The organism is Photobacterium profundum, from assembly GCF_003026285.1.
Taxonomy (GTDB): domain Bacteria; phylum Pseudomonadota; class Gammaproteobacteria; order Enterobacterales; family Vibrionaceae; genus Photobacterium; species Photobacterium profundum.
This window is the reverse complement of the sequence record NZ_PYOD01000002.1, coordinates 16191-40711: the sequence shown is the minus strand read 5'-3', so window position 1 is coordinate 40711 and position 24521 is coordinate 16191. Positions and strand designations below refer to the sequence as shown.

At 40.0% G+C, this 24521-nt stretch carries 24 protein-coding genes and 1 pseudogene; 15 read left to right on the top strand and 10 right to left on the bottom strand.

Going from position 1 to position 24521, the window contains the following annotated elements; translation table 11 throughout:
- Window positions 1–14: 14 nt before the first annotated feature.
- Window positions 15–188, bottom strand: coding sequence for a Flp family type IVb pilin (locus tag C9J48_RS05050; protein ID WP_006229329.1), 174 nt, complete (start codon window positions 186–188; stop codon window positions 15–17).
- Between the two features lie 556 nt (window positions 189–744).
- Between C9J48_RS05050 and C9J48_RS05045 the strand changes: the two genes are divergently transcribed.
- Complete coding sequence (locus C9J48_RS05045) at window positions 745–2454, top strand: phospho-sugar mutase (RefSeq protein WP_006229330.1); 1710 nt, start codon at window positions 745–747, stop codon at window positions 2452–2454.
- Window positions 2455–2541: 87 nt separating this feature from the next.
- On the opposite strand, the gene C9J48_RS05040 is transcribed toward C9J48_RS05045, so the two are convergent.
- Window positions 2542–2988, bottom strand: coding sequence for a hypothetical protein (locus C9J48_RS05040; protein WP_006229331.1), 447 nt, complete (start codon window positions 2986–2988; stop codon window positions 2542–2544).
- 296 nt (window positions 2989–3284) lie between these two features.
- Here C9J48_RS05040 and mrcB point away from each other — a divergent pair, with 296 nt between their 5' ends.
- The 5 genes from mrcB to C9J48_RS05015 all read left to right on the top strand — a co-directional run bounded on the left by mrcB (window position 3285) and on the right by C9J48_RS05015 (window position 8339).
- Window positions 3285–5684 carry a penicillin-binding protein 1B gene (gene mrcB / locus C9J48_RS05035; RefSeq protein ID WP_373456037.1) on the top strand — a complete coding sequence of 800 codons (2400 nt, stop codon included), beginning with the start codon at window positions 3285–3287 and terminating at the stop codon, window positions 5682–5684.
- 110 nt (window positions 5685–5794) lie between these two features.
- Complete coding sequence (locus tag C9J48_RS05030; RefSeq protein ID WP_036802948.1) at window positions 5795–6349, top strand: NUDIX hydrolase; 555 nt, start codon at window positions 5795–5797, stop codon at window positions 6347–6349.
- Window positions 6350–6540: 191 nt separating this feature from the next.
- On the top strand, window positions 6541–7134 hold the full coding sequence (locus C9J48_RS05025; RefSeq protein ID WP_107281060.1) for a YceI family protein: 594 nt from the start codon (window positions 6541–6543) through the stop codon (window positions 7132–7134).
- A gap of 295 nt (window positions 7135–7429) precedes the next feature.
- Entirely contained in the window at window positions 7430–8047 is a 618-nt protein-coding gene (locus tag C9J48_RS05020) for a fumarylacetoacetate hydrolase family protein (RefSeq protein ID WP_006229335.1), read from the top strand.
- 76 nt (window positions 8048–8123) lie between these two features.
- Window positions 8124–8339, top strand: a complete 216-nt coding sequence (locus tag C9J48_RS05015) for a DUF3820 family protein (protein WP_036802952.1) — start codon at window positions 8124–8126, stop codon at window positions 8337–8339.
- A 135-nt stretch (window positions 8340–8474) separates the two neighbouring features.
- Here the strand turns inward: C9J48_RS05015 and C9J48_RS05010 are convergent, their stop codons facing one another.
- From C9J48_RS05010 to C9J48_RS05000, 3 genes are all read right to left on the bottom strand, one after another.
- A complete protein-coding gene (locus tag C9J48_RS05010; RefSeq protein ID WP_006229337.1) occupies window positions 8475–8900 on the bottom strand; it encodes a DUF3010 family protein in 426 nt (141 codons plus the stop codon).
- 106 nt (window positions 8901–9006) lie between these two features.
- A complete protein-coding gene (locus C9J48_RS05005) occupies window positions 9007–10617 on the bottom strand; it encodes a putative bifunctional diguanylate cyclase/phosphodiesterase (protein ID WP_006229338.1) in 1611 nt (536 codons plus the stop codon).
- Between the two features lie 101 nt (window positions 10618–10718).
- Window positions 10719–11234 carry a YgjP-like metallopeptidase domain-containing protein gene (locus tag C9J48_RS05000; protein ID WP_006229339.1) on the bottom strand — a complete coding sequence of 172 codons (516 nt, stop codon included), beginning with the start codon at window positions 11232–11234 and terminating at the stop codon, window positions 10719–10721.
- A 275-nt stretch (window positions 11235–11509) separates the two neighbouring features.
- On the opposite strand from C9J48_RS05000, the gene C9J48_RS04995 reads away from it, so the two are divergent.
- Entirely contained in the window at window positions 11510–11962 is a 453-nt protein-coding gene (locus C9J48_RS04995) for a methyltransferase family protein (RefSeq protein WP_006229340.1), read from the top strand.
- Between the two features lie 72 nt (window positions 11963–12034).
- On the opposite strand, the gene C9J48_RS04990 is transcribed toward C9J48_RS04995, so the two are convergent.
- From C9J48_RS04990 to C9J48_RS04975, 4 genes are all read right to left on the bottom strand, one after another.
- The gene (locus C9J48_RS04990; protein WP_036802624.1) at window positions 12035–12763 is read right to left on the bottom strand and encodes a GntR family transcriptional regulator; all 729 of its coding nucleotides are present in this window, start codon (window positions 12761–12763) and stop codon (window positions 12035–12037) included.
- Between the two features lie 326 nt (window positions 12764–13089).
- Window positions 13090–13374: a DUF1330 domain-containing protein gene (locus tag C9J48_RS04985; protein ID WP_006229342.1), complete on the bottom strand. Its 285-nt coding sequence runs from the start codon at window positions 13372–13374 to the stop codon at window positions 13090–13092.
- A gap of 110 nt (window positions 13375–13484) precedes the next feature.
- Entirely contained in the window at window positions 13485–14519 is a 1035-nt protein-coding gene (locus C9J48_RS04980) for an LLM class flavin-dependent oxidoreductase (protein ID WP_006229343.1), read from the bottom strand.
- 103 nt (window positions 14520–14622) lie between these two features.
- Window positions 14623–16215: a BCCT family transporter gene (locus C9J48_RS04975; RefSeq protein ID WP_006229344.1), complete on the bottom strand. Its 1593-nt coding sequence runs from the start codon at window positions 16213–16215 to the stop codon at window positions 14623–14625.
- Window positions 16216–16744: 529 nt separating this feature from the next.
- On the opposite strand from C9J48_RS04975, the gene C9J48_RS04970 reads away from it, so the two are divergent.
- The 8 genes and pseudogenes from C9J48_RS04970 to ribB all read left to right on the top strand — a co-directional run.
- Window positions 16745–17332, top strand: coding sequence for an amino acid synthesis family protein (locus C9J48_RS04970; protein ID WP_006229345.1), 588 nt, complete (start codon window positions 16745–16747; stop codon window positions 17330–17332).
- A 14-nt stretch (window positions 17333–17346) separates the two neighbouring features.
- Window positions 17347–18168, top strand: coding sequence for an alpha/beta fold hydrolase (locus tag C9J48_RS04965; RefSeq protein WP_006229346.1), 822 nt, complete (start codon window positions 17347–17349; stop codon window positions 18166–18168).
- Entirely contained in the window at window positions 18158–19636 is a 1479-nt protein-coding gene (locus C9J48_RS04960; RefSeq protein ID WP_006229347.1) for an aldehyde dehydrogenase, read from the top strand. The genes C9J48_RS04965 and C9J48_RS04960 overlap by 11 nt, the downstream gene beginning before the upstream one ends.
- A 10-nt stretch (window positions 19637–19646) precedes the next feature.
- The gene (locus C9J48_RS04955) at window positions 19647–20135 is read left to right on the top strand and encodes a flavin reductase family protein (protein ID WP_006229348.1); all 489 of its coding nucleotides are present in this window, start codon (window positions 19647–19649) and stop codon (window positions 20133–20135) included.
- A 96-nt stretch (window positions 20136–20231) separates the two neighbouring features.
- Window positions 20232–21680, top strand: coding sequence for an NAD-dependent succinate-semialdehyde dehydrogenase (locus C9J48_RS04950; protein WP_006229349.1), 1449 nt, complete (start codon window positions 20232–20234; stop codon window positions 21678–21680).
- Window positions 21681–21804: 124 nt separating this feature from the next.
- The gene (locus tag C9J48_RS04945; protein ID WP_006229350.1) at window positions 21805–22194 is read left to right on the top strand and encodes a carboxymuconolactone decarboxylase family protein; all 390 of its coding nucleotides are present in this window, start codon (window positions 21805–21807) and stop codon (window positions 22192–22194) included.
- Window positions 22195–22274: 80 nt separating this feature from the next.
- Window positions 22275–22862, top strand: a complete 588-nt coding sequence (locus C9J48_RS04940; protein WP_006229351.1) for an NUDIX hydrolase — start codon at window positions 22275–22277, stop codon at window positions 22860–22862.
- A gap of 19 nt (window positions 22863–22881) precedes the next feature.
- Window positions 22882–23478, top strand: a pseudogene (ribB, locus tag C9J48_RS04935) (3,4-dihydroxy-2-butanone-4-phosphate synthase); the annotation flags it as partial.
- 192 nt (window positions 23479–23670) lie between these two features.
- Here the strand turns inward: ribB and C9J48_RS04930 are convergent.
- Window positions 23671–24315: a hypothetical protein gene (locus tag C9J48_RS04930; protein ID WP_006229353.1), complete on the bottom strand. Its 645-nt coding sequence runs from the start codon at window positions 24313–24315 to the stop codon at window positions 23671–23673.
- Window positions 24316–24521 lie beyond the last annotated feature (206 nt).

Genomic DNA, 24521 nt, shown 5'->3' with positions numbered 1-24521 from the left:
TAGTAAACTTGAAGTTAAGAAATAGCAGTTGCCATTGCGTTAACTGAAGATGTAACTTTTTCACCAAGAGAAGTAAATGCGCCAACAACAGCTGCCCCAACAAGTGATCCTGCAATAGCATACTCAACCGTTGTTAAGCCTTCTTCGTCTTTCCAAAATTCGATTAGAGACTGTTTGAAATTCTGCATGGTAATACTCCTGTAAGTTTTTAATATTGCTTGTCTAATAACCCAAGCTAATTTAACAATAGTTCAACCCATATTTTTTTGTGGTGTTTTTTTGACACTTCAATAATATTAATTCTAACTGTCTGTTATTAAATATAAAAAATGTTCAATTAGTATTTGAATATTCACATTCAATACTAGTTGGGTTTCATATTATTTTGCCTTAAAAGCTAGGCGTTTTTCACTTATTATTTGAATTTAACTTTTGTACGGTTAAAAAGTTGAATTAACTAGAAAAAATATATTTTTGCGGGTTTTAATTAACAATTATGTCGGCTTTTTTAGTCATTGTTAAGGTTTAAGACGGGGTGTTTTTACTTAGCTCAATTGTAAAAATACCGAGTTAGCTAAGGTGAGCTTTATCTTCATTTTTGGTTGTGACGATAACTTCTATACTGTATTTAGCGAAATTGATTTGTTGTTTCAATTATTAACATGTATATACAAAGAAACCAAATGCGAATGAATATCATTTATGGTATTTTGGTAAGATATTAACGTAGTAGGAACAGACAGAATGAAGACTATAATTTCTCGTTGGCTATCAAGAGACCCTGATCCTAACACTCGAGATGAACTACAACGACTGATTGATTCGCAAGAGTCAGCCGAGTTAGAAGATCGATTCAACGGTCGTTTAGAGTTTGGTACAGCAGGGTTAAGAGGGATTGTTGGTGCAGGGCCTAATCGAATGAACCGTTTAGTGATTCAAGAAACTGCCATTGGTTTAGCGCATTATTTAAAAGCACAACAACATGACGCTGAATTTAGAGGGGTGGTGATTGGTTACGATGGTAGACCCGACTCAAAGCAATTTGCTTGCGATGCGGCATCAGCGTTAACGGCGCATGGTATAAAGGTTTACCTTACGGTACGCGTTGCGGCAACACCTCTAGTTGCATTTGGCGTCAAGCACCTAGGCACCGCAGCAGGTATTGTGGTAACCGCTAGTCATAACCCGCCAGCTTACAATGGTTTTAAAGTATATTGGGGCAATGGGGCGCAAATTATTCCTCCGCATGATTCCGGTATTGCCGCTGAAATTGATCTGGCCGCACAAAAAGAACTGCATTTAATGGATTTAGAAATAGCCCACCAACAAGGGCTATTAGTGTGGCTTGATGATGACTTCTATCAAGAATATCGTCGAACCATGAATGAAAACCCATTACTTTCAAATAATACTCAACCTGATGGCATTAGCCTTGCTTATACCGCCATGCATGGTGTCGGTGCCAATATGGCAGAAACCCTGTTACACGATGCAGGCTTTAATCATGTGTACAGTGTCGCTGCACAACGTGAGCCTGATGGTGCATTCCCAACGGTTAACTTCCCCAACCCTGAAGAACCAGGTGCGATGGATATGGTGATAGCAGAAGCCAAAAAACATGGTGCGACTTTAGCGTGTGCGAATGATCCGGATGCTGATCGCTTTGCTGTTGCTGTACAGCTAGATAATAGTGAATACAAAATGCTAACGGGGGATCAAGTTGGCGTGCTCTTTGGTCATTATTTGTTATCGCATGCAAAAGCTGAGCAAAATCTAGTCGGTGCTACTATCGTATCTTCAAGCTTATTAGAGCAAATAGCGAAATCTGCTGGCGCTAATTTTTATCAAACACTAACGGGGTTTAAATGGTTAACGAATGTAGGCATGCAACAAGAAACAGAAACCAGCCAATTCTTGTTCGCTTATGAAGAAGCCTTAGGTTATACCGTCGGCAGTGAGGTGTGGGATAAAGATGGTTTATCGGCTTTGGTGGCATTTGCCCAATTAACCGCAGAATTAGCCAGTAATGGTCAAACAATATGGGATCAGCTTGAGGCTATTTATCGTGAGCATGGTCTGTACCTTAATGCTCAGCGAAGTATTGCATTAGACCCAGCGGCGGCGCCTATTGGCGATAAGCTACGGGCTAACCCTATAATGCAGATTGCAGGTCAAACTGTTTTGCAAACCGATGATTTGAAGTCATCTAAGCGAACGTTTCAAGATGGAACGGTTGTAAATATTGATTTACCCGCGAGTGATGTATTGATTTACCATCTAGACAGTGGGGCACGCGTTGTAGTGCGCCCTTCTGGAACAGAACCCAAGTTAAAATGCTACTACGAAGTTGTAGAGCCAATGATCCATGAAGATACCCTAGAGCATGCTCAGCAACGTGCAGAATCTGCAATGAATGACTTAATCTTGCAGCATCAAGCATCTATTGCCTGTTAGCTTTGTCTTATTATGTTGCGTTGTTCCATGAAAAAAGCCGCTGATGCGGCTTTTTTGTTAGATTTGCTCTGGAAAATTCAGTGATTGTTATTTCTTTTCGCTGAGTTCCGCATATTTGTGCAGTAGCTCAGTCAGTACTTTAATCCATCCAAAAGCATTATCAGGTGCATCGACTAAAATAACTTCAACTTGTTCACAGTGCTGTTCAAGTGTGACTGCTGCTTCAAGGTTGAATGACATCGCATAAAAGTGCCATAGAATAAGGCGAGTCATACGAATAGCATTCTGATTTGCATTTTCTGAATCAGAGAACGCAACTTTCACTTCACCTAATGCGATAGATGTCATACGTAACATGGCATCTAGTTGAGCAGAGCGCATACGCTCGTCACTATCGATTTCTTCTTGATCGAACGTGAACAATTCCTGCATAACCTCTTCAGGTACCATACGGCTAATAACACGGTGACTAAATTCTTCTAGCTCGTGGCGTGGCATAGTCAACAGGCATTCAAGTTTGTAGTCGCGTTCCATAGTTATTCTCAGCAATTGTTCAATAAAAGACAGGATGTTATTCATCGTATTAACGATAAACGGGCGCGTATTTTGAGGGATTTTCTATTGAATTACCATCATTATACCCAAGTGACGTTAAAGTGCTTGGGTCTGTGCAAATCTTGGCAACATCGTGCTCTGACAAAAGCATGACATTTATAGGGCGCTTATTTCTTATTATGCGCCCATTAGAGCTCCCTCAATAGATTGTGGAGCCATTAACACAGCAGGGTAAGACTCAGGCATTATCTGAGTAATAAGTACTATTTATGACTATGTCAGATAAACACAAACACCGTGATCCAAACACACCACTTGAATCCCAAACCTCACCGGATCTAAACAAACAAGCAGAATCATTGTCATTAGACTCGAAGCTGTCACCTTCACCACCACCACCTTCTACGCCGTCAAAGAAGTCGAAACGTGTCTGGGTTAAGCGTACGCTGATTGGTGCCCTAATAATGGGTACGGTTGGCATTGTATGGATGGGGTTTTCACTCAACCAAACCGTAAGCGATAAATTTGAAGGGCAGCTTTGGCAGTTACCTTCGGTTGTCTATGCGAGAGAACTGACTCTGCAACCGGGTGCCCCGATTCGATTTGATGATTTAGTCAACGAACTTAAAGTCTTAAAATACAGAAAAGTCGCTGCGCCAAGGCAAAGTGGTGAGTATTCGGTAAGCCGTCAGCGCGTTGAATTTGTACGCCGTCCTTTTGAATTTAAAGAAGGCGTTGAAGGTGCTCGGCATGTTGTGGTTGATTTTGACTATGCATCGATTAAACGCATTTCAGAAGTCGAGTCAAACCGAGAATTAGGCTTTCTTCGTGTAGAGCCTAAAATGCTGGGTATGTTAGAAGCAAAAGCCGAAGAACAGCGTATTTATTTACCGAAAGATGAAATGCCGGAGCCATTAATTCAAGCTTTACTTACTACGGAAGATCGCAATTTTTATGAGCATGATGGTGTGTCTCCTGTTGCGATTGCGCGTGCGTTTTTAGCTAATCTAAAAGCGGGTAGAACCGTTCAAGGTGGTAGTACACTTACCCAGCAGCTTGCTAAAAACCTTTTCTTAAGTAGCGAACGTAGTTTATGGCGTAAATTTAAAGAAGCGTACATGGCGTTAATCATTGACTATCGTTATGACAAAGATCAGATCCTTGATGGTTACTTAAACCAAGTGTATTTAGCACAAAGTGGGGCAGATGCTATTCATGGATTTGCGTTGGGAGCACGTTTCTATTTTGGACGCCCTTTGTCTGAGTTACGTGTCGATCAGCAAGCTTTGTTGGTGGGGCTAGTAAAGGGTCCATCATATTATAATCCATGGCGATACCCTGAGCGTGCGAAACAACGTCGTGATTTAATTCTCAGTTTGATGGTTGATTCAAAACAGCTAGAGTCGGCAGATTATGAAGCCGCAATACAGTTACCATTAGATTTACAAGAAAAAGGTCAGATTGCTAATCGACAGCCTGCGTATTTTGAGCAAATTAAACGAGAACTAAAAGCGAATGTTGGAGATGATTATCAGCCTGATAAAGGTTTACGGTTATTCACATCGCTCGATCCTTTATCGCAAGAAAAAGCAGAACTCGCGGTTCGACAAACGGTGCCCAAATTAGAGAAAAAAGCAGGTAAAGAACTAGAAACTGCCGTTGTTATTGCTGATCGTATGTCTGGCGAAATTCGAGCAATGGTAGGCGGAAGTCGTCCGGGATATGCTGGCTTTAACCGTGCAATTGATGCCAAGCGCCAGATTGGTTCTATCGTTAAACCTGCCATCTATCTTGCTGCACTTGAACAGCCAGAACGTTTTTCTCTCGCAACAAGCTTGAAAGATCGACCGCTTACGTTAAAAGGGGCAAAAGGCGAAAATTGGTCGCCACGTAACTATGATCGCCAATATCGCGGTGAAGTACCGTTGTATCAGGCTTTGGCTAAGTCTTACAATATTCCCACCGTGAACCTTGGTTTAGCTGTTGGGCTCGATACCGTGATTGATACACTTGATAAGCTGGGTGTTGATCGAAAAGAAGTGCCCAAGTTACCTTCTATGTTATTGGGCGCGTTTACATTAACGCCATTACAAGTGACTCAGATGTATCAAACTATTGCGAGTGGTGGTCATAAAGCCGACCTTACGGCATTAAGTGCCGTAACAGATGGTAAAGGCAATATCATTTATCAACATTGGCCAAAATCATCACCAGCAGTACCTGCACAAGCTGCTTGGTTAACGATGTATGGTATGCAAAAAGTAGTTTCGACTGGTACTGGTCGCTATTTGAACGCGCAGTTTCCCTCATCACATTTAGCGGGTAAAACAGGCACAACAGATAAAAGTCGAGATAGTTGGTATGTTGGTATCGATGGACGAGAAGTTGTTACTGTTTGGATGGGACGAGATGATAATAAAGGCATTAATCTAACAGGCTCTTCGGGAGCTCTAAGATTGTATTCTGATTATATTAAGCAGCGTGATCCTGAAGCATTAGTGTTGCGTCGCCCGGCTCAAATTACGAACTTCACTTACAGTCAATCACAGAATGGCACATATTCAGCCAGTTGTGTGGGGCAAAGTAAGTTGCCAGCATGGGATCCGAAAGGAAACCTACAACCAAGTTGCGTTAAGAGTGTGGAAGGTTTTTTTCAAAAATTGTTTAGTTGGTAATACGGCATTTTACAGATTATCTGAAACGAGTGAGTTTTTACGTTAGAATAGCCGACTTTTCTCGTTTCGAATTGAATTAGGCGACAAAATTAATGCCATTATTACAAGCTATGCGTTTATTAAAGTCTTCTGTGCACCCTGATATTGTAGGTTTAAATGGCACTGTTTTTTATCGTAAAGCGGCTCGCGGTATCATTCTTGACGGTGAAAATATCCTTATGCTTTATACCGCTCGTTACCATGATTACACCTTGCCCGGTGGTGGTATTGATGACGGTGAAGATGCAGAAATGGGTTTGATTCGAGAGCTTCAAGAAGAAACGGGTGCGCAAAATATTCGTGATATCCGTGCATTTGGTATTTATGAAGAATACCGACCTTGGCATAAGCCTGAATTTGATATCGTTCATATGGAATCATATTGTTTTGTATGTACCATTGATGCTGAATTAGGTGAAACACGCTTTGAAGATTATGAAATCAAAAATGGGATGAAACCTGTTTGGATGAATATTCATGAAGCAATTGTCCATAATGAAGAAACGATCGCCAATAGTGATAAAAAAGGCATGTCGATAGAACGTGAAACCTTTTTATTGAAATTGATTGTTGATGAGTTGTTACCGTCATCAGTGTCAATATCTGAATTAAAGAAAGCGAGCTAATAGGTTTTGTTCAAGTAAAGGCTTATTGCTTCATATTTTTTTATAAATGGCCTGCATGATTGCAGGCTTTTTTGTGGCAAAAATTTGAGTTTCGTAATTAGAGTGACGTCTAAAAATTAGATGAAAAGGCTTTGGTGGGTTATTTTTAGCCTATAGTCATGAAATCAGTTTAAATAATCACAGGGCGGTTTATGAAGCTTTTAAAATATATATTTCTATCAACAGGTATCGCATTAGTCAGCTTTTCATCATCGGTGTTGGCTGATTGGACACTTAGCCCGACAGGTTCGAATATTAACTTTATGTCGGTAAAAAATGCAGCAGTAATAGAAGTGCATCAATTTAGAAATGTGAGTGGTTCAGTAACTGATAAAGGTGACGTTAAAATCTCGATAGATCTTACTAGCATCGATACTGCGATATCAATTCGTGATGATCGAATGAAAGAGATGCTATTTGAAACAGAACAATTCCCTGTTGCGACTCTAAGCGCGACTGTAGATTCTGATGCCTTATCAGGTTTGTCTGCTGGAAAGACGATGCCGATTGAGGTTGAATTTGATCTCGATTTACACGGTAAGAAACAACTATTAACGGCTAGCTTGCAAGTGACAGGGCTTGAAAATGGTGGGTTACAAGTTAACTCTATTAACCCTATAGTGATTGATTCTGCGGCTTTTAAGCTAGATGGTGGTGTTGCCGCATTACAACAAGTGGCAAAGCTTAATTCTATCGCGACAAGCGTACCTGTAAACGTGCAGCTCTTTTTTATGAAAAAAAACTAACGCTATTACTGTGAAACCATATACCTCATTGTAAAAAATCGTAGTCGATTGAATAAATAGACTGCGGTTTTTTGCTATAGCGATATTTAACACTGGATCTAAGCAATAAGTGCATAATTCTAGATCTGCCAAAGTAACTCAATGTGCTTTCTTCTGTATTCAATACCCTGAATAGACTGTTAATCTTGCGTGTTATACGCTTGCTTGAGTATCGATGTATTTAGTGGTATTGATGTGTTTAGTGATATCGTTGCCTTTAAAGCAGAGTGACAGTCGTTACTATTAAGGGATTAGAATGAATCAAATTACGTTAGATGGAGCACCTATAACACCAAGTAAGGTGGTTTGTGTTGGGCGAAATTATGTAGAGCATATTCATGAACTGGGTAATGAAGTACCAAATGAAATGGTGCTATTTGTAAAACCTAACTCTGCTATATCTTCATCCTTACTTGCATTACATAATGGTGATGAACTGCATTATGAAGGAGAGATCTCTTTCCTTTATCAAAATGGTAAGTTCAGTGCTGTGGCGTTCGGAATTGATTTAACAAAGCGCAGTGTACAAAATGTTTTAAAATCGAAATCTCTGCCGTGGGAGCGAAGCAAAGCGTTTAATGGTTCTGCCGTATTCAGTGAATTTGTGTCATTACAACCTGAAGCGTCTTTACTTGCTTTAACGCTAAGTATCAATGAAACGTTAATTCAAGAAGGTGATACTCAGTTAATGCTATATAAGCCAGATGAGATATTAGCTGAAATACAAAGTTTCATGGCATTAACGGATGGCGATATTGTGATGACAGGTACACCCAGAGGTGTGGGTAAAATAATCGCGGGTGATGTGTACACCGGTACCGTAACACAAAATGGTAAGCCGTTGGTTAGTCATCAATGGACTGCAAGCGTATAATATTCGCATACAAGCAGTTACAGCAGTGTAAGTGCTTAGAGATCCTAGCATCAGTTTAATGTGGATAAATAAAGATATGTTTCAAAAAGAACACCTAATCAAGCTGGCCAATATGAAGATGCCATTTGGGAAGTACAGTGGACGAGTATTAATCGACCTGCCTGAAGAATATTTGCTGTGGTTTCGAAAGCAGGGGTTCCCTGAGGGAGAGCTAGGCACGCTAATGGCATTGGCACTGGACTTTAAAATTGAAGGGTTAGAATCGGTGATTCGACCTTTGAGGCGTGATTAGTCGCAGGTTCAACTCAATCAAATCATTGAATACCCACAAAAGAAAAAGGTACAGCTTATGCGGTACCTTTTTCATATGTTCTTATAGTCGATGTGTCGGTTAACACATCCACTTTGCAGCCACAGCGTTAATCGATTAGTACTTACCTAGGTAAGCGTAACCTGTTGTGAATGCCGCTTCTTGGAACTGACGTAGACCCGTTGCACGGAAATCAATTCCCATCGGATTACGCTTAAGCTTTTGCTTAATGTCAGCGTTTGTCATGAAGTCTACTTCAAGACCTTCAATTAACTGAATCGCTGATTCTAGTTTGAAGCCAACAGAACTACCTGCGAACTTACCACGTGTTTCACGAGTACGAATAACAACACGCTCAACTTTGTAATCATCCAATAGCTTTTTAAATGCGAATTGGAAATCTCTCATTTGTTCGTTATCAAGAGAGTCCTGCATGATGAACTTCTGAGTACGACACTGAGGAAGATCGAACAGACCATCTTTTAGAGAAAGAAGGCAAATAATTGCCTCGTTGCTTCGTAACTCAACAGCACAAATTTTCATGTAAACACCTAATCATTTTTCTAGCTGAACATTGTAGGCTAAAACCCGAAGTATTGTCAGGCTTTCAATCAGAAATCATGAAAAAACCAATTATTCCAATCGGCTTCTAAGGTTGTAAGCTCATTATTTTAATTGTTGATGAAAACATCGGTTCAAGTTGTTCTGCTTTCATGGGATGGCTAAGGAAGTGACCCTGTAACAGGGCGGTTTCTAATGTTGAAACTTTAGTCAGTACTTTTTGGTTTTCAATACCTTCAATAACGACCTTAGCACCGATACTGTTCGCCAGAAAAGCAATGGATGAAATGATGGCAAAATTATTATTCTTACGACTCATCTCAATCACGTATTGAGCATCAATTTTTATCTGCTTTATTGGCATATCACTTAACATAGTCAATGATGTATAACCTGAACCAAAATCATCAACACTTAGTGTAATTCCAAGTGCGTAAAGCTTTCTGAGTGCATTTTTTGCCAAGGTAATATCAGCAATCATGGCACTTTCTGTTATTTCTAATATGACTTGATTGGGGTTTATATTAAAAGTGTCCAATTGTTCTTTTAAGTAATCAACAATGCCATCATTTTGTAAATCGCACGCAGATAAATTAATCTGAATGTGTCGGTAATGTCCTGAGTCTTGCCATATTTCAAGCTGAGTAAAAGCAGCGTGGATCACCCATTGTGTGATGGATGAAATTAGCCCCGCTTTTTCTGCGACAGGAATAAATAAAGAAGGAGAGATATAACTACCATCTTGCTGTTGCCAGCGAATTAATGCTTCTAAGCTATAAACTGTTCGACCATCATTTTCAAAAATAGGCTGGTAATGCAATGAAAATTCATTCTTAGCGAGTGCGTTGCGAATTTTATCGTTAAGCTGAATGTGCTGTATAGAACTTCGCTCGTAATCTATTGAGTAAAAACAGAAACCAGACGCTTGTTTCTTCGCTTTGTACATGGCCGCATCTGCCGACTTTATCAATTCAGTGATACTGCAAGAATGCTCAGGGTAACAGGCAATACCAATACTCATTTGAATATGAACCATAGTTCCACGAATGAAAAAAGGTTTTTTTAAGATGTTTTGTAGTAGCTGAATACAGTCGGTAACTTCATTTTTCTTTGTGTAATCTAGAATGATAGCGAATTCATCACCGCCCAATCGAATAAGCTCAACACTATTATTTATTGTGTGTTTTTTCTTAAATATTGCTTGAATACGGGTAGCCATGGCTTTCAATAAAGCATCACCTGCTAAGTGACCAAATGCATCATTTACTTGCTTAAAGTTATCGAGATCGATAAGCATTAAGGCAAATTTTTGTTTACTCAGGGTTTTAAGTTTAATGTGTTGCCACATGAACTGGCGATTTTTGAGCCCTGTTAGTGTGTCATGTTGAGCGTTAAAGCGTTCATTTATTGCCATGATTTGGTATTGGTTAATACTCTTTAAGCTAAGGTGCGTTACGAATAGAGTAAATAAACTACCAATAACGAAAATTGGAGCGATAAAAAGCTCTAATAGGCTGAAGGGGGAAAATAAAAGTAAAATAGTATAAGTAACTGAACCAAAAATTAAAAAGAGTAAAAATGTAGCAATAGTACGCCAGCTTTTATCGTTGTTTTTAGCACAAATCGATAATGTTGGTTTAACCGAAAGTAGTAAGATTAACGTACTGAACAATGTAAAAGAAGGGGCGATGTAGTTCATTTTTTGCTCAGTTATTTATATGTTTAATGTTTATATCCAAATTATCTCAAAAGGCTCGCTGAGCTTACTCAGAGTCATCTACTTTGTGGTTACTTGGTGTATTAATGGGGCTGGTATTTTGAACTGCGAGAAATATCTAGCTGAGTTAGGTATAAACGCATATCAAATTCTAATTGGTGATAATTAGGCTCTATGTGGCAACATAATTGATAGAAAGATTTGTTGTGATCTTTTTCTCGAAGGTGAGCAAGTTCATGCACGACGATCATTCGTAAAAATGCTAATGGTGCGTCTTTAAATACTGAAGCAACACGGATTTCGTGTTTAGATTTTAGTTTTCCACCTTGTACTCGAGAGATAAATGTATGAAGACCTAAAGCATGGTGAATAACGTTAATCTTGTTATCGTATGCAACCTTACTAATAGGGGCCGATTTCTTTAAGTATTGGTTTTTAATTTCAACAACATAATCATACAGGGCTTTTTCTGTTTTAATGTTGTGATTCTCGGGATACTTCTTTAGTAATAATGCTTCAAGCTTTTGACTATCAATCAGTTGCTGTACTTGGCTAGTCAAATCAGAAGAGTAACCTTGGAGGTATTTCAATTCTTGCATAAAAATTATCTCGATAACACATGGAAAACAGTAAATGAGAAAGCGGGCTGATTTTATAAGTCTTACTTAGTTCTGGCAATATAATATCGGTAAAATACTTGTACTATTTATGCGACTTATCGCCGTATTTCTAAGTTAAATCTGTATGCTTGTTATTATTTGCACCGTGCATCAATAGATAGGGTATGGCGCTATATACTTAGTTTATAACGTCGATTTATTGTACTAGAGTTGCACTAATTTATTGAATTCAGCGATATATATGGAGTTTCTTTATGAGTCTTAAACTACCACCACCGCTATTGCTGTTGCTATCTTTGGGCGGAATGTATTTATTGACAATGTATTGGCCGCTTTGGGTGTTCGTTTTTCCTGGACAATCTTTTGTTGTTCTTATATCTTGTTTTTTAGGCGCTATCCTTGGGTTAGCTGGCATTGTTTCGTTTGCAAAAGCTAGAACATCGATTGATCCAAGAAAACCACAAAAGGCATCTCGTCTTATTACCTCTGGAATATACCGTTATTCTCGTAACCCTATGTATTTAGGGTTAGTGCTATTTCAATTAGCCGCAGTCTTTTACTTTGGCGCAATATCGTGTTTTTTGATGCTTGGTATCTTTTTCTTTTTCATGAATAACTTTCAAATCGAGCCTGAAGAGGAAGTGCTTACCGCTATATTTGGAGATGATTACAAGAAGTATTGCAGCGAAGTTCGCCGTTGGTGCTAGTGGTGCGCAGTTAGAGAGAAGCAACGGACGAGCGCTATTCTATCAATAGCACTCGTTGGTTTGATATGTTGTTTAGATGTGTTGTTCTGACACAAAGATTTGAGGGGTGTGAGTGACACCTTCCTTGGCTGCCATCGCAGATAAGGCAACTTCGGATGCACGACGAACATGGTTAATACATGCTTGATGAGCAGCTTGTAAATCTCGGCTCTTGATTGCTTGAACAATAGCACTCATTTCTTCAATGCTTTCCATATATCTATTTTCTTGCGATACCGATGTTGCACGTAACAGGTTTACCCGTGCTTGCTGTTGACGCAACAGCTTGGCTGCTGTTTGGTTTCCACAACCTTCATAAAGTAGTTCATAGAAATCATTTACGCTGTCTAAAATATTTGCAACATTGCCCATCGTTAATCGACGAGTCAGTAAATGTAATGTTGTTTCTAACATTTGTAGCTGAGTATCGGATGCATTAAGCGTATAAAGCTGAACAATAAGGCTTTCTAAACTGGCACGTAATTCATATATTTCTTTTGCTGATTCAAGCGTTAATTGTGTAACGATAGGGCCTTTATTTTCAAGGTAATCAACGAGCCCCTCTGATTCTAAGTGGCGTAATGCCTCACGAACAGATGTACGACTTACACCAAGAAGATCGCAAAGATCACGCTCAACGAGGCGATCACCTGGCATAAATTGGAAGTTTAAAATAGCATGGCGAAGGGTGACGAGTACCTTTTCCCTAAGAGTCACTCTATTGTTGTCAATCTTCATTAAGTTGGCAGGCTGCCTTAGCATAATTCTCTCTCATTATTCTTATAGACAAACACGGCTGTTATTCATCTGCTTGCTTAACTTACCCGCAAGTTCTAATTATTTAGTATTGATACTATCCGGTAGATAAGTATCTAATCTTCATATCTATAACAGTATAAATGCAGCAGCGTTATTTTATGCGTCAGATTAATATTCACGATAAAAAACACTATGATCTTATTTATATCAGCTAATCATACGCTTAAAGCTAGAAAGGTCGATCAACTAATTAATTAAATACGATGAGCATTTATACTTTTTCTATAGTACCCATAACTGCTATCAATTGATATGGTTGGTATACCAGATTATAGCCCTTCAATAATGGTAATATGTGCCGTTGCGATGTGCTGTCTAAAAGAGGCGGCTAGTTGATAGTTTTCAGAGTGGTAGCAGTTTAAAGCTGTATCATAAGAGGGAAATTCAATAATAACATGGCGCTGATTGTCGCCCCCTTCAAGTTGTTGGTAACGTCCACCGCGGGCCAACAATATTGCGTTGAATTGCTGAAATGCGGCAGGAGCTAACTCGGTGTATCGAGTGTATTTTTGAGGATCATGTACCGTTACATGAGCAATCCAATATCCTTTCATCTGATGTGTCCTACAGTGTGGAATATCCATTGATGGCTAGGTTTTAAAAAGGCCCCACCATAAAGTGGGGCAAAGCAGATGTCACTTAGCGTGAATCATGGACATTAATATTATTGAAAAGCAGGCATGACTTTTTCAATGAATAAACGTAATGACTTTTTCTTTTCTTCAAAACTTAGGCTGTTGTCTGCCCAGTAGCTGTATTGGCTAACACCCAGTTTTTCATAATATTTTAGGCGTGCTGTTACTTCTTCTGGCGATCCTACCACTAGGTTATTACGCAAAGTTTCTTTGCTAAAACTATCGCCAAGTTCTTCTTCTGTTAAGCGATTAACAAAGCCGGCTTCAGGTGTTTGGTTATTACGTGCCCATGCCATAAACATTGAATACCAGTGGTGGAGGGCATCTGTACCTGTTTGCAGGTCTTGCTCAGAATCACCAACGAATGTATGGCGTAATAACATTAGACGAGAGTCTGCCTGAGCGACTGCATTGTTGCTTAATGCTTCGTTGTATTTGGTCATTAGCTCTTGCACTTCATCATCATTCTTTTGAAGTGGTGTAACCATAACATTGCAATTATTACTGATAGCAAAATTATGTGAATCCGGATCGCGAGCAGCAACCCACATTGGTGGGTGAGGCTGTTGCAGTGGTTTTGGTACGCTAGTGGATGTTGGGAATTGGTATAGTTCACCTTCATGTGCGTAATCGCCAGTCCATAGACCTTGTAGTGCTGGGATCATTTCACGCAAGTACTTACCGCCATCAGCTGCTGGCATACCATTCATTAAACGGTCAAACTCTGCTTGGTAAGCGCCACGAGCAATACCAAACTCTAAACGACCATCACACATAATATCAGCAAGTGCTGCTTCACCTGCCAGTTTTACAGGGTGCCAGAAAGGTGCAATAAAAGTACCGGCCCCAAGGCGAATTTTACTTGTATGGGTGGCAAGGTATGTAATAAAAGCAAGAGGGTTAGGTGCAATGGTAAATTCCATCGCATGGTGTTCACCAATCCATGCTGCTTCAAAACCGCCTTCTTCAGCGATCTGCACGAGCTCAGTCAGTTCTGCCAAAGATTGCTTGTGGCTCTTGTCCTGGTCGTAGCGTTCCATGTGCAAAAACAGAGAAAATTTCATGGTAATCATCCTTATTACAGTGTGTTGATTGAGGCTGAAAGTTCAGCCTCAATCTTTTGGTTTAAATTTTTTATATAATGTTTGTATGTTGTAACGCTATCTCTTAAGCCAATTCAGGCTTTAATTTGGGCGGTATAATGTTGGGTGTTTCTTGATATTTGGTACTGGAGTACAAATCTTTTACTAGGCAGTAGGCCATAACAATAAGAACTAACGAGAATGGGAGAGCCGCTGCAATTGATGCTGCTTGTAGCCCTTCTAAACCACCAGCAACCAACAGAATACCTGCAACAGCCGCAAGACCTGCCCCCCAGATTACGCGCATTTTTACTGGTGGACTTTTGTCTCCCATCGATAAAATGGTGCACATGACAAGTGTTGCTGAATCTGCTGATGTAACAAACCATGAGATAATCATGATTGTTGCTAAGGCAGCCATAGGCCAGGTTAACCAGCTAACATTGATGGCTTCAATTGTGCTGTATAACACCATAGTAAGATTTTGATTAACTACGCTAACTAAGTCATTTGCGCTGTATAATTCAAGGTAGGTTGCAGTGCCACCCATTATGGTGATCCATGTGAATGCGCCCAACGTGCTTGATAAAATTCCGCCTAACATTAACTCTTTTACTGTACGTCCTTTAGAGATTCGAGCTATGAAGATACCCACGTAAGGACCCCAACTTAGCCACCATCCCCAATAGAAGATTGTCCACCAACCTTGCCATTGACGTTCTGGATCTGGATCGACCCATAAAGACATTGAAATAAAGTTTGAAAGATAATCACCCATGTTGGTAAAGAAAGAGCCAAACAAATAAGCCGTAGGACCTGCGATAAGGAAAAAAGCAAAAAGTACAAGACTGATGCGTATATTCCATTCACTGAGTAATCTTATTCCTTTTTGTAGCCCAGATACTGCCGAGAATGTAGCAATAGATCCAACAACAACAATCAGAGTTAATTGGTTTATAGAGTTGATTTCTATACCAAATAAGTAGTTAAGACCTGCATTCATTTGCGATACACCCAAACCTAATGTGGTGGCTGTACCAAAAAGTGTACTGAAAATAGCAAGCATATCTACGGCATGGCCGATAGGCCCATAAATACGCTCCCCTAAAATTGGGTATAAAGCAGAGCGAATGGTGAGAGGAAGCCCTTTACGGTAGGCAAAGTAAGCCAAAATTAAACCAACCAGTACGTACACACTCCAAGCGCTTAGACCCCAATGAAATGTGGTAATACGCATTCCTATTTGGGCTGCATCTGGTGTATTTGCAGCAACATTGGCCATTTCAGCAAAAGGGTTGCCTTGGATATAGGTTAATGGCTCTGCAATACTCCAGAACATTAAACCCGTACCAACCGCAGCACTGAATAGCATTGCAAACCACGTGAAGTTGTTAAACTCCGGTCTGTCTGTGTCTTTTCCTAAACGAATATTGCCAAATTTACTGAATGTTACCCAAACAGAAAATACAAAGATGGCAGAAACGATAGCAATGTAATACCAACCTAAATTACTGGTTATCCATTGTTTTACACCACTATAGACTGAGTTGGCGAGATCAATTTGTACCACTGAAAAGAGTACAAATGCGAATACCATACTTAATGAAGCGACGGTGATCGTTTGGTTAACACCTTTAAAAAATCCGTGTTGGTTAACCATTTTGTTACTGGATATCATAGCAGGATTGCTCCTTTATGCGCTGTATGATCGTGTCTAAGTAAAACTGCAGCCGCCAATAAGCAGCTTTCACTTTCGACACCCCTTATTATTGTTCACCATCGTTATGAGGTGAATATCTTACCTGATTTCTTGGTATACCATAACACCGTAAAAACACACTTCAACCATTAAATTTAACACTGTTGTTACATAGTAATTTGCTTAAGTTGTTGTTATTTATTTGTTTATCGATATTTTTAAGTATTTACCATACAAACAACTCTGTTAATAAATTTAACAAATTGTGATCGTTGTTAGATTAATGATAAATTCCTCTGTTAGCTGATAATTTTGGTTTTTCGTGTTAAGGCTATAATTTTTAAATGTATTTTGCCTTTTCTTTATGCCATTTTAAATTATTCTTGTTAACTTATGCTTTCATTTCTCACAATTTGCGTGGTATACCATAATACGTAGATTGATAACCCAGAGATTCAACATGTCTAATAAGACTGGTGAATGACAAAACAACAGAAAGGAACAACCAATGGCTTTTAAAATCAGAAAAATTTGTACTTATGTGGAAGAAGTAATCATTGAAGGCGGTAAAAAGGCAGATCGTCCAGTGAGAATGGCAGCTGTTGCGGCAGTGATTGAAAATCCATGGCATGGAAAAGGTTTTGTTGATGATTTGAAGCCTGAAATTCTTGATGGTTGTTCTGAATTAGGTGCACTAATTGTCGATAAATTAGTCGGAATCATGGGCGGAAGTGAAAACATAGAAGCGTACGGAAAATCAGCCGTTGTAGGTATGGAAGGCGAAATTGAGCATGCTTCAGGGGTGATCCATACATTACGTTTTGGTAATCACTATCGTGATGCTGTTAACGCGAAAAGCTATTTATGCTTTACCAATAAACGCGGCTCGGGCGGTACTTCAATTCAAGTACCTATGATGCATAAAGACGATGAAGGCATGCGTTCACACTATATTACTCTGGAAATGAATATTGCAGATGCGCCAGCAGCAAACGAGATTGTTGTGGTATTAGGTGCATCTGATGGCGGTCGTGTACATCCCCGCATTGGTAATCGTTATGAAGACTTGAAAGATCTTGCTAACGAGCAGCAGTAATAAGGATATTTAACATGAAATTAGTTGAGGGAACCAGCTACTTTTCATGTGGAGATGGCGACCCCGTCATCTTCATTCATGGTGTAGGTCTGGATAAATCCATGTGGGGAGGGCAGGTTGCAGGGCTATCTCCACACTATCAAGTTATTAGCTACGATATGTTGGGGCATGGTAATAGTCAAAACCCAACAGAAGGCGCCACATTAGATGATTATGCCGATCAATTAGAACGATTAGTTGTTCACTTAGAGCTTAATAAGCCAGTAACTGTTATTGGCTTTTCTATGGGTGGTTTAGTAGCAAGAGCTTTTGCGCTGAAGTATCAGCATCGTGTAGCTAAATTGATAGTACTAAATAGCGTATTTAATCGCACTGAATCTCAACGCGAAAATGTGTTGTCACGTTGTGTTGAAGTTGAAAAGTTTGGCCCGGTTGCCAATGTGGATGCTGCAATTGATCGTTGGTTTAGTAAAGAGTATCGCGGTGCAAATCCTGCACAAATAAAAGCATTCCGTGAGCGTATAGTCACGAATAACAAAATTGGTTATTTACGAACCTATCAGTTATTTGGTCAAAGTGATAATTATGGGTTTGGTATTATTGAGAAAATTACAGTGCCCACATTAATTTCAACGGGTGACCTCGATATTGGTTCTACACCAACAATGGCGTATGACATGGCAAAACGGATGCCTAATGCCAAAGTCATTATTTTAGAAGAGCAACGCCACATGATGGTCGTGGAAGCCCCTAGTTTGGTGAACGATATGCTCATGGATTTTCTTTCTCATCAAAAAGAACAGGTAACACTACAGGAGGTAGCTAATGGTGCGTGAACAATTTCAGATGCTAATTAATGGACAATGGATTGACGCAAAAAGCGGAAAAACATTTGAAAGTATTAATCCTGCAACAGAGCAAGTGTGGGGTGAATTTCCTTTCGCAGATGCTAATGATGTAGATGATGCTGTTCGTTCTGCGCACGCCGCTTTCGAATCTGATGAGTGGAGACTCATGACCGCAAGTCAACGCGGAAAACTACTGCGTAAGCTTGGTGATTTAGTGGGTGAAAATAAAGAAAAACTTGCGCAGTTAGAAAGTAAAGATAATGGTAAGTTGATTCGTGAAACCTTAGGTCAAGTTGGCTATTTACCAGAATTTTTCTATTACTATGCAGGCCTTGCCGACAAAGTTGAAGGTGAGACATTATCGTTAGATAAGCCAGACTTATTTGGCTATACCGTGCGAGAACCGTTAGGGGTTATTGCCGGCATTATTCCTTGGAATTCGCCGTTATATTTAACCGCAATTAAGATTGCTCCGGCATTAGCAACGGGTAATACCGTGGTATTGAAGCCGTCAGAGCATGCCTCAGCAACCTTACTTGAATTAGGTAAGTTGGCATTAGAAGCGGGTTTTCCTGCAGGTGCTCTTAATGTTATTACAGGTTACGGTTTACCTTGTGGTGACGCACTAACTCGCCATCCTTTAGTGAAGAAAATTGCATTTACTGGCGGAAGTGAAAGTGCTAAGCATGTTATTCGAAATTCAGCCGAAAACTATGCCAAGTTATCACTTGAACTTGGTGGGAAATCACCAAATATCATTTTTAATGATGCTGATATCGACAGTGCTGTTAATGGGGCTGTTGCAGGTATTTTTGCCGCAGCAGGGCAAAGCTGTGTATCTGGATCGCGCCTTCTTGTTCAAGAAGATATTTATGAAGAATTTGTCACGCGTTTAACTGAACGTGCAGAACGTATTGTTGTTGGTGACCCTAGTCATATTGAAACTGAAATGGGACCGATGGCAACGGCTTCTCAGCTCGCTATTGTTGAACGTTTTGTTGATGTTGCCTTAACCGAAGGGGCTAAATTACGCACCGGTGGAAAGCGTGCTGATATTCAATCTGGTTGGTTCTATACCCCAACAATTCTGGAATGTAACAGCAACAACGACACCTTAATGCAAGAAGAGGTCTTTGGTCCTGTTGCGGCGGTTATTCCATTTAAAGATGAAGCTGAAGCTTTAGCAATGGCGAATGATTCTAAATATGGCCTTGCTGCGGGTATTTGGACGCAAAACCTCGCGAAAGCACACCGCATGATTAAAGGTATTCGCTCTGGCATTGTATGGGTGAATACATACCGAGCAGTATCAGCATCGGCACCCATAGGCGGATACGGACAAAGTGGTTATGGGCGTGAATGTGGTATCGATTCTATTAATGAGTTCACACAGATAAAAACTGTTTGGATTAATACCTCGTCAGAGCCAATGGCTGACCCATTTATTATGCGCTAGGAGTAATATCATGGTTTCACACGATCTTTATAAAAATATTATGGGTCAATTTCCAACGGGCGTAACTGTTATTACAGCCTTTAACGATATGGGTGATGTCGTCGGATTTACTGCGAGTGCTTTCAGTGCGCTGTCGATGGACCCAGCATTGGTGCTGGTATGCCCAAGTTATACATCTGATTCTTATCCTGTTATCCGTGATACAAAGAAGTTCGCAATTCATATATTAGCGGATGACCAGCAGGCTGTGGCATACCAATTTGCCAAAAAGGGTATCGATAAATCAGAAGGGTTAGATATACAGAAAAGTGAGCATGGCTTACCTATTATTAAAGGGGCATTAGCCGTTCTTGAATGTGAGTTATGGAACGACTATGCCGGTGGTGACCATGCTATTCTCGTTGGGCAAGTCATTAATGCTTTACTGGCGAATACAGATGAGCAACATCCGTTATTGTATTGCCGAAGTAAGATGGCAAGCTTGCCTGAAATGAGCTAATAACATAGCATTGTGAACAGTGTTCACTTTTGTGATGAATACGATGTTATTAAAATTTAAGCCATTAATTTGTGCACTGTCGAAAGGAAATTCCAAGTGAATCTGAATGATCCAAGTTTGTTTAAGCAAAAATGTTATATCGCAGGTCAATGGGTAACAGCTGAAAATGGCAATGTAGAGCCTGTTACTAATCCATCGACGGGCGAGGTTATTGGTTATGCACCTATTATGGGGCATGAAGAAACCCTGCACGCTATTGAAGTTGCCCAGCAAGCATTTTTAAGTTGGAAAAAAGTGTCAGCCAAAGAGCGTTCAAATACGTTACGTAAATGGTATGAGCTTATTTTAGAAAATGTCGATGATCTCGCGACAATCATGACAACTGAGCAAGGTAAGCCATTTGCAGAAGCCAAGGGTGAAGTGGTTTACGCTGCTAACTTTATTGAATGGTTTGCCGAAGAAGCGAAACGTACATACGGTGAAATCATTCCGAGCCACAAAACCGATGCTCGAATTGTCGTGTCAAAAGAACCTATTGGTGTTGTTGGCGCGATTACACCGTGGAATTTCCCAGCAGCAATGATTACTCGTAAATGTGGCCCTGCATTTGCGGCAGGTTGTGCTGTTGTACTAAAACCAGCGCCAGACACCCCATTTAGTGCTTTTGCATTGGCTGAACTTGCCGAACGTGCAGGATTACCAGCAGGATTATTCAACGTTATCACGGGTGATGCTGTGGCTATTGGTGGTGAGCTGACAAAGAGTAAAGTGGTAAAGAAAATCTCTTTTACGGGGTCAACGGCGGTTGGTAAGTTGCTAATGGCACAGTCGGCTCCAACAGTGAAAAAATTATCGCTAGAGCTCGGTGGTAATGCACCATTTATCATTTTTGACGATGCCGATCTGGATGCCGCTATTGATGGCGTTATGGTTGCCAAGTTCCGTAATGCAGGTCAAACCTGTGTGTGTGCAAACCGTTTGTATGTACATGAAACAGTGTATGACGTCTTTGTTGAAAAGCTGGTTCAGCGAGTATCAACACTAAAAATGGCTGATGGTTTTACCGATGGCGCGACAATCGGTCCATTAATTAATCGAGCATCTGCTGAAAAAGTACAAAGTCATGTAACAGATGCCTTAGAAAAAGGGGCAACTTTAGCATTCGGTGAAAAAGCGGATCCATCAACGAACTTCTTCCCTCCACATGTTATTACACATGTTACCGATGAAATGCGTGTTGCTACTGAAGAAACGTTTGGTCCTCTGGCTGCAGTATTTAGCTTTACAACAGAAGATGAAGTCATTGCTCGTGCTAACAGTACTGATTCTGGTTTGGCGTCGTATGTCTATACGCGCTCATTAAAGCGTGCATGGCGTATGGGTGAAAGCCTAGAGTTCGGGATGGTGGGTATTAATGAAGGGTTAATTTCTACTGAAGTTGCCCCTTTTGGTGGTGTGAAAGAATCAGGTCTCGGTCGTGAAGGTGCTCGACAAGGGATTTGTGATTATATGGAAACAAAGTACATGCTAATGGGCGGTCTATAAGGTTTAGCGGTATTAAATATAAGCAGTTATTTTAAATTATTGAGGTCGAATGGTAGGCCTCAATAATTAATGGTGTATTCGTGAGTAAATGGAATGCGATAAATAGTTAATAAAGGGAGGAATAATGTCTGATAAATTTGAGAAAGGATTAGAAATTCGTAAGAAAGTATTAGGTGCTGAATATGTTGAAGCTTCTTTAGAGAATGCGACTGACTTTACAATGCCAATGCAAAAGTTAGTGACAGAATATTGCTGGGGTGAAGTGTGGGGGCGCGATACATTACCGTTGAAAACCCGCAGTATGATTAACCTTGCAATGATTACCGCACTTAATCGCCCTCATGAATTGAAGCTACACGTTCGTGGTGCTTTAAATAACGGATGCACGAAAGAAGAAATTCGTGAAGTTCTGCTACAAACCGCCATTTATTGCGGGGTACCTGCCGCTATCGATGCATTTAGAACAGCCGCGAGTGTTATTGAAGAATATGACAGTGAAAATAAAGAAGATTAAAAATTAAACGATTAAAGGTTTATTAAATAAGGTAGGAGCGAGACCTCGTTTATCTTATCTAGCGCATGCAGGAGGCAACCATGCTACATAAAACCATTAAATATTGCTCTCAATGTGGCTCAACAGGTGTGAAGGCTATGGTGCCTGCTGGTGATACTCATCCGAGACCAACATGTCAATCTTGTGGGCATGTGGTTTATCAGAACCCGACGATTATTGCGGGCTGTATTATTGAGCATCAAGGTAAATTTTTACTTGGTAAACGTGCTGTTGAACCCATGGTTGGAAAGTGGAGTATTCCTGCTGGGTTCATGGAAAATGGAGAAACCGTTGAACAAGCAGCGACACGTGAAGTATTAGAAGAAACTGGAGCTGAAGTTGAAGTGCTAGGACCTTATTCTATTTTTAGTGTACCGCACATGAATCAAGTCTATATTATTTTCCGCGCAAGGTTTATTGATTTTATTATGCCTTTTGGCGAAGAGACATCAGAAATTGAATTTGTCGATAAGAGCCAAGTACCTTGGTCTGAGCTGACTTATCCTGCAATTAATCAGATTCTAACGCGTTACATTAATGAAGATGGTCACGGACAATTTGGTTTATATATGGGGTGTTTTGAGCAAGGTCTCGTTCATCCATTCGTTACTGTAAACCAGCGTAATTAAATAGGGAAAGGACGTCACAATGACAATCAGTAAAATTGAACACATCATAGAAGATATTCGCCAAGGTAAGATGGTTATCTTGATGGATGATGAAGGTCGAGAAAATGAGGGGGACCTTGTTATGGCGGCGGAATGTGTTTCTTCTGGTGATATCAACTTTATGGCGAAAAACGGTCGAGGTCTTATTTGTTTAACGTTAACTCAAGAGCGTTGCCGGCATTTAGAATTACCGTTAATGGTACAAGACAGTTCTGATCCCTATGGTACAAACTTCACCGTTTCGATTGAAGCTGCAAAAGGTGTTACAACCGGTATCTCAGCGCATGATCGTGCATTGACTATACAAACGGCAGTAAAAGCAGATGCTGTGCCTGCTGATTTAACGAAACCTGGCCATATTTTTCCACTAATGGCACGTGACGGTGGGGTATTAGTCAGAGAAGGACATACAGAAGCTGGTTGTGATCTCGCTATGTTGGCTGGTTATGAGCCTGCGAGTGTCATTGTAGAGATAATGAATGATGATGGCACAATGGCTCGACGTTTGGATTTAGATGTTTTCTCGAAGCAGCATGATATTAAATTGGGTTTAATCTCTGATCTGGTTGCTTATAGACAAGCGTTGGTTGAGCATGCATTGGCCAAGCAGTTTGCAGCCCAAAATGATGTTTCCATTGCTAATTGCTAATTGCTAATTGCTAATTGCTAATTTTGAATATTTAAAAACGGTAACCTTATCGCTACCGTTTTTAAGATCAAGTAAAGATTGAATGCCTACACGTTATATTTGGTATAATTTCGTGAAACTTTATTTAGCTTGTGGCAGATTAAGTGCAAACCCTTCAAAATTTGATTGCATAACATCACTTAAGTTTGGCGGTGAGGGAAATGGCTGATCAGCAGGTTCAACCATACTATCAACTAAAGCATTTAATATTTTATCGCTCGTCTTTTCATTTTTTCCATCATCTTTTTTAAGCTTATATGATGCCGATGTATCTTGGGATGTTTCTATTATTCCAGTCCAGACTGTATGGTTACTCTTCTTATCTGTAATGGTGTAGTTCACTTTTATTGAGCGTGTTGTTACTTTATAAAGTTGATCGCTGCTGTTAGTACTATTTCGTATATCGTTGGTTAGCACATCCGCATTAATTTTGTATTGTCCATTCGTGTTTACTGTAATGTCGGAACGTTTCTCTCGAATGGCGGCAGTCAATTGTGGAGCAATAGCGCTAGGCGTAATTTCATTGGAATTTAATGAAGAGGTGATAGTAATATTCGAGATGCCCCCTTTTTCAATCGCATTCACATCGAAGCTAGGATCTTGACGTAGTCCGTTAACATTGGGTTTACTCCATTCATCGAGCTGTGCACAGCCTGAAAGTGTACTTAGAGCCAAAGCAAATAGAACTGAGTATTTTAATTGTTTGGCCAATTTGTGCGTATTCATTACGACCTCTTTTATGCTGTTAATCTTAAATCACAGTCTATGAATGGACATGAAATAAAAAATGATGTTTTATTTTTAGCATCTGCATTATGAATGTTCTAGCTAATTAATCATTGATTGCAAGAATGATCGTTTCTAACGTATACCCAGATGACTTCAAGACTCTCATTGAAGACACTGTGAATCTAAATCTTGAGGTTGCTTGG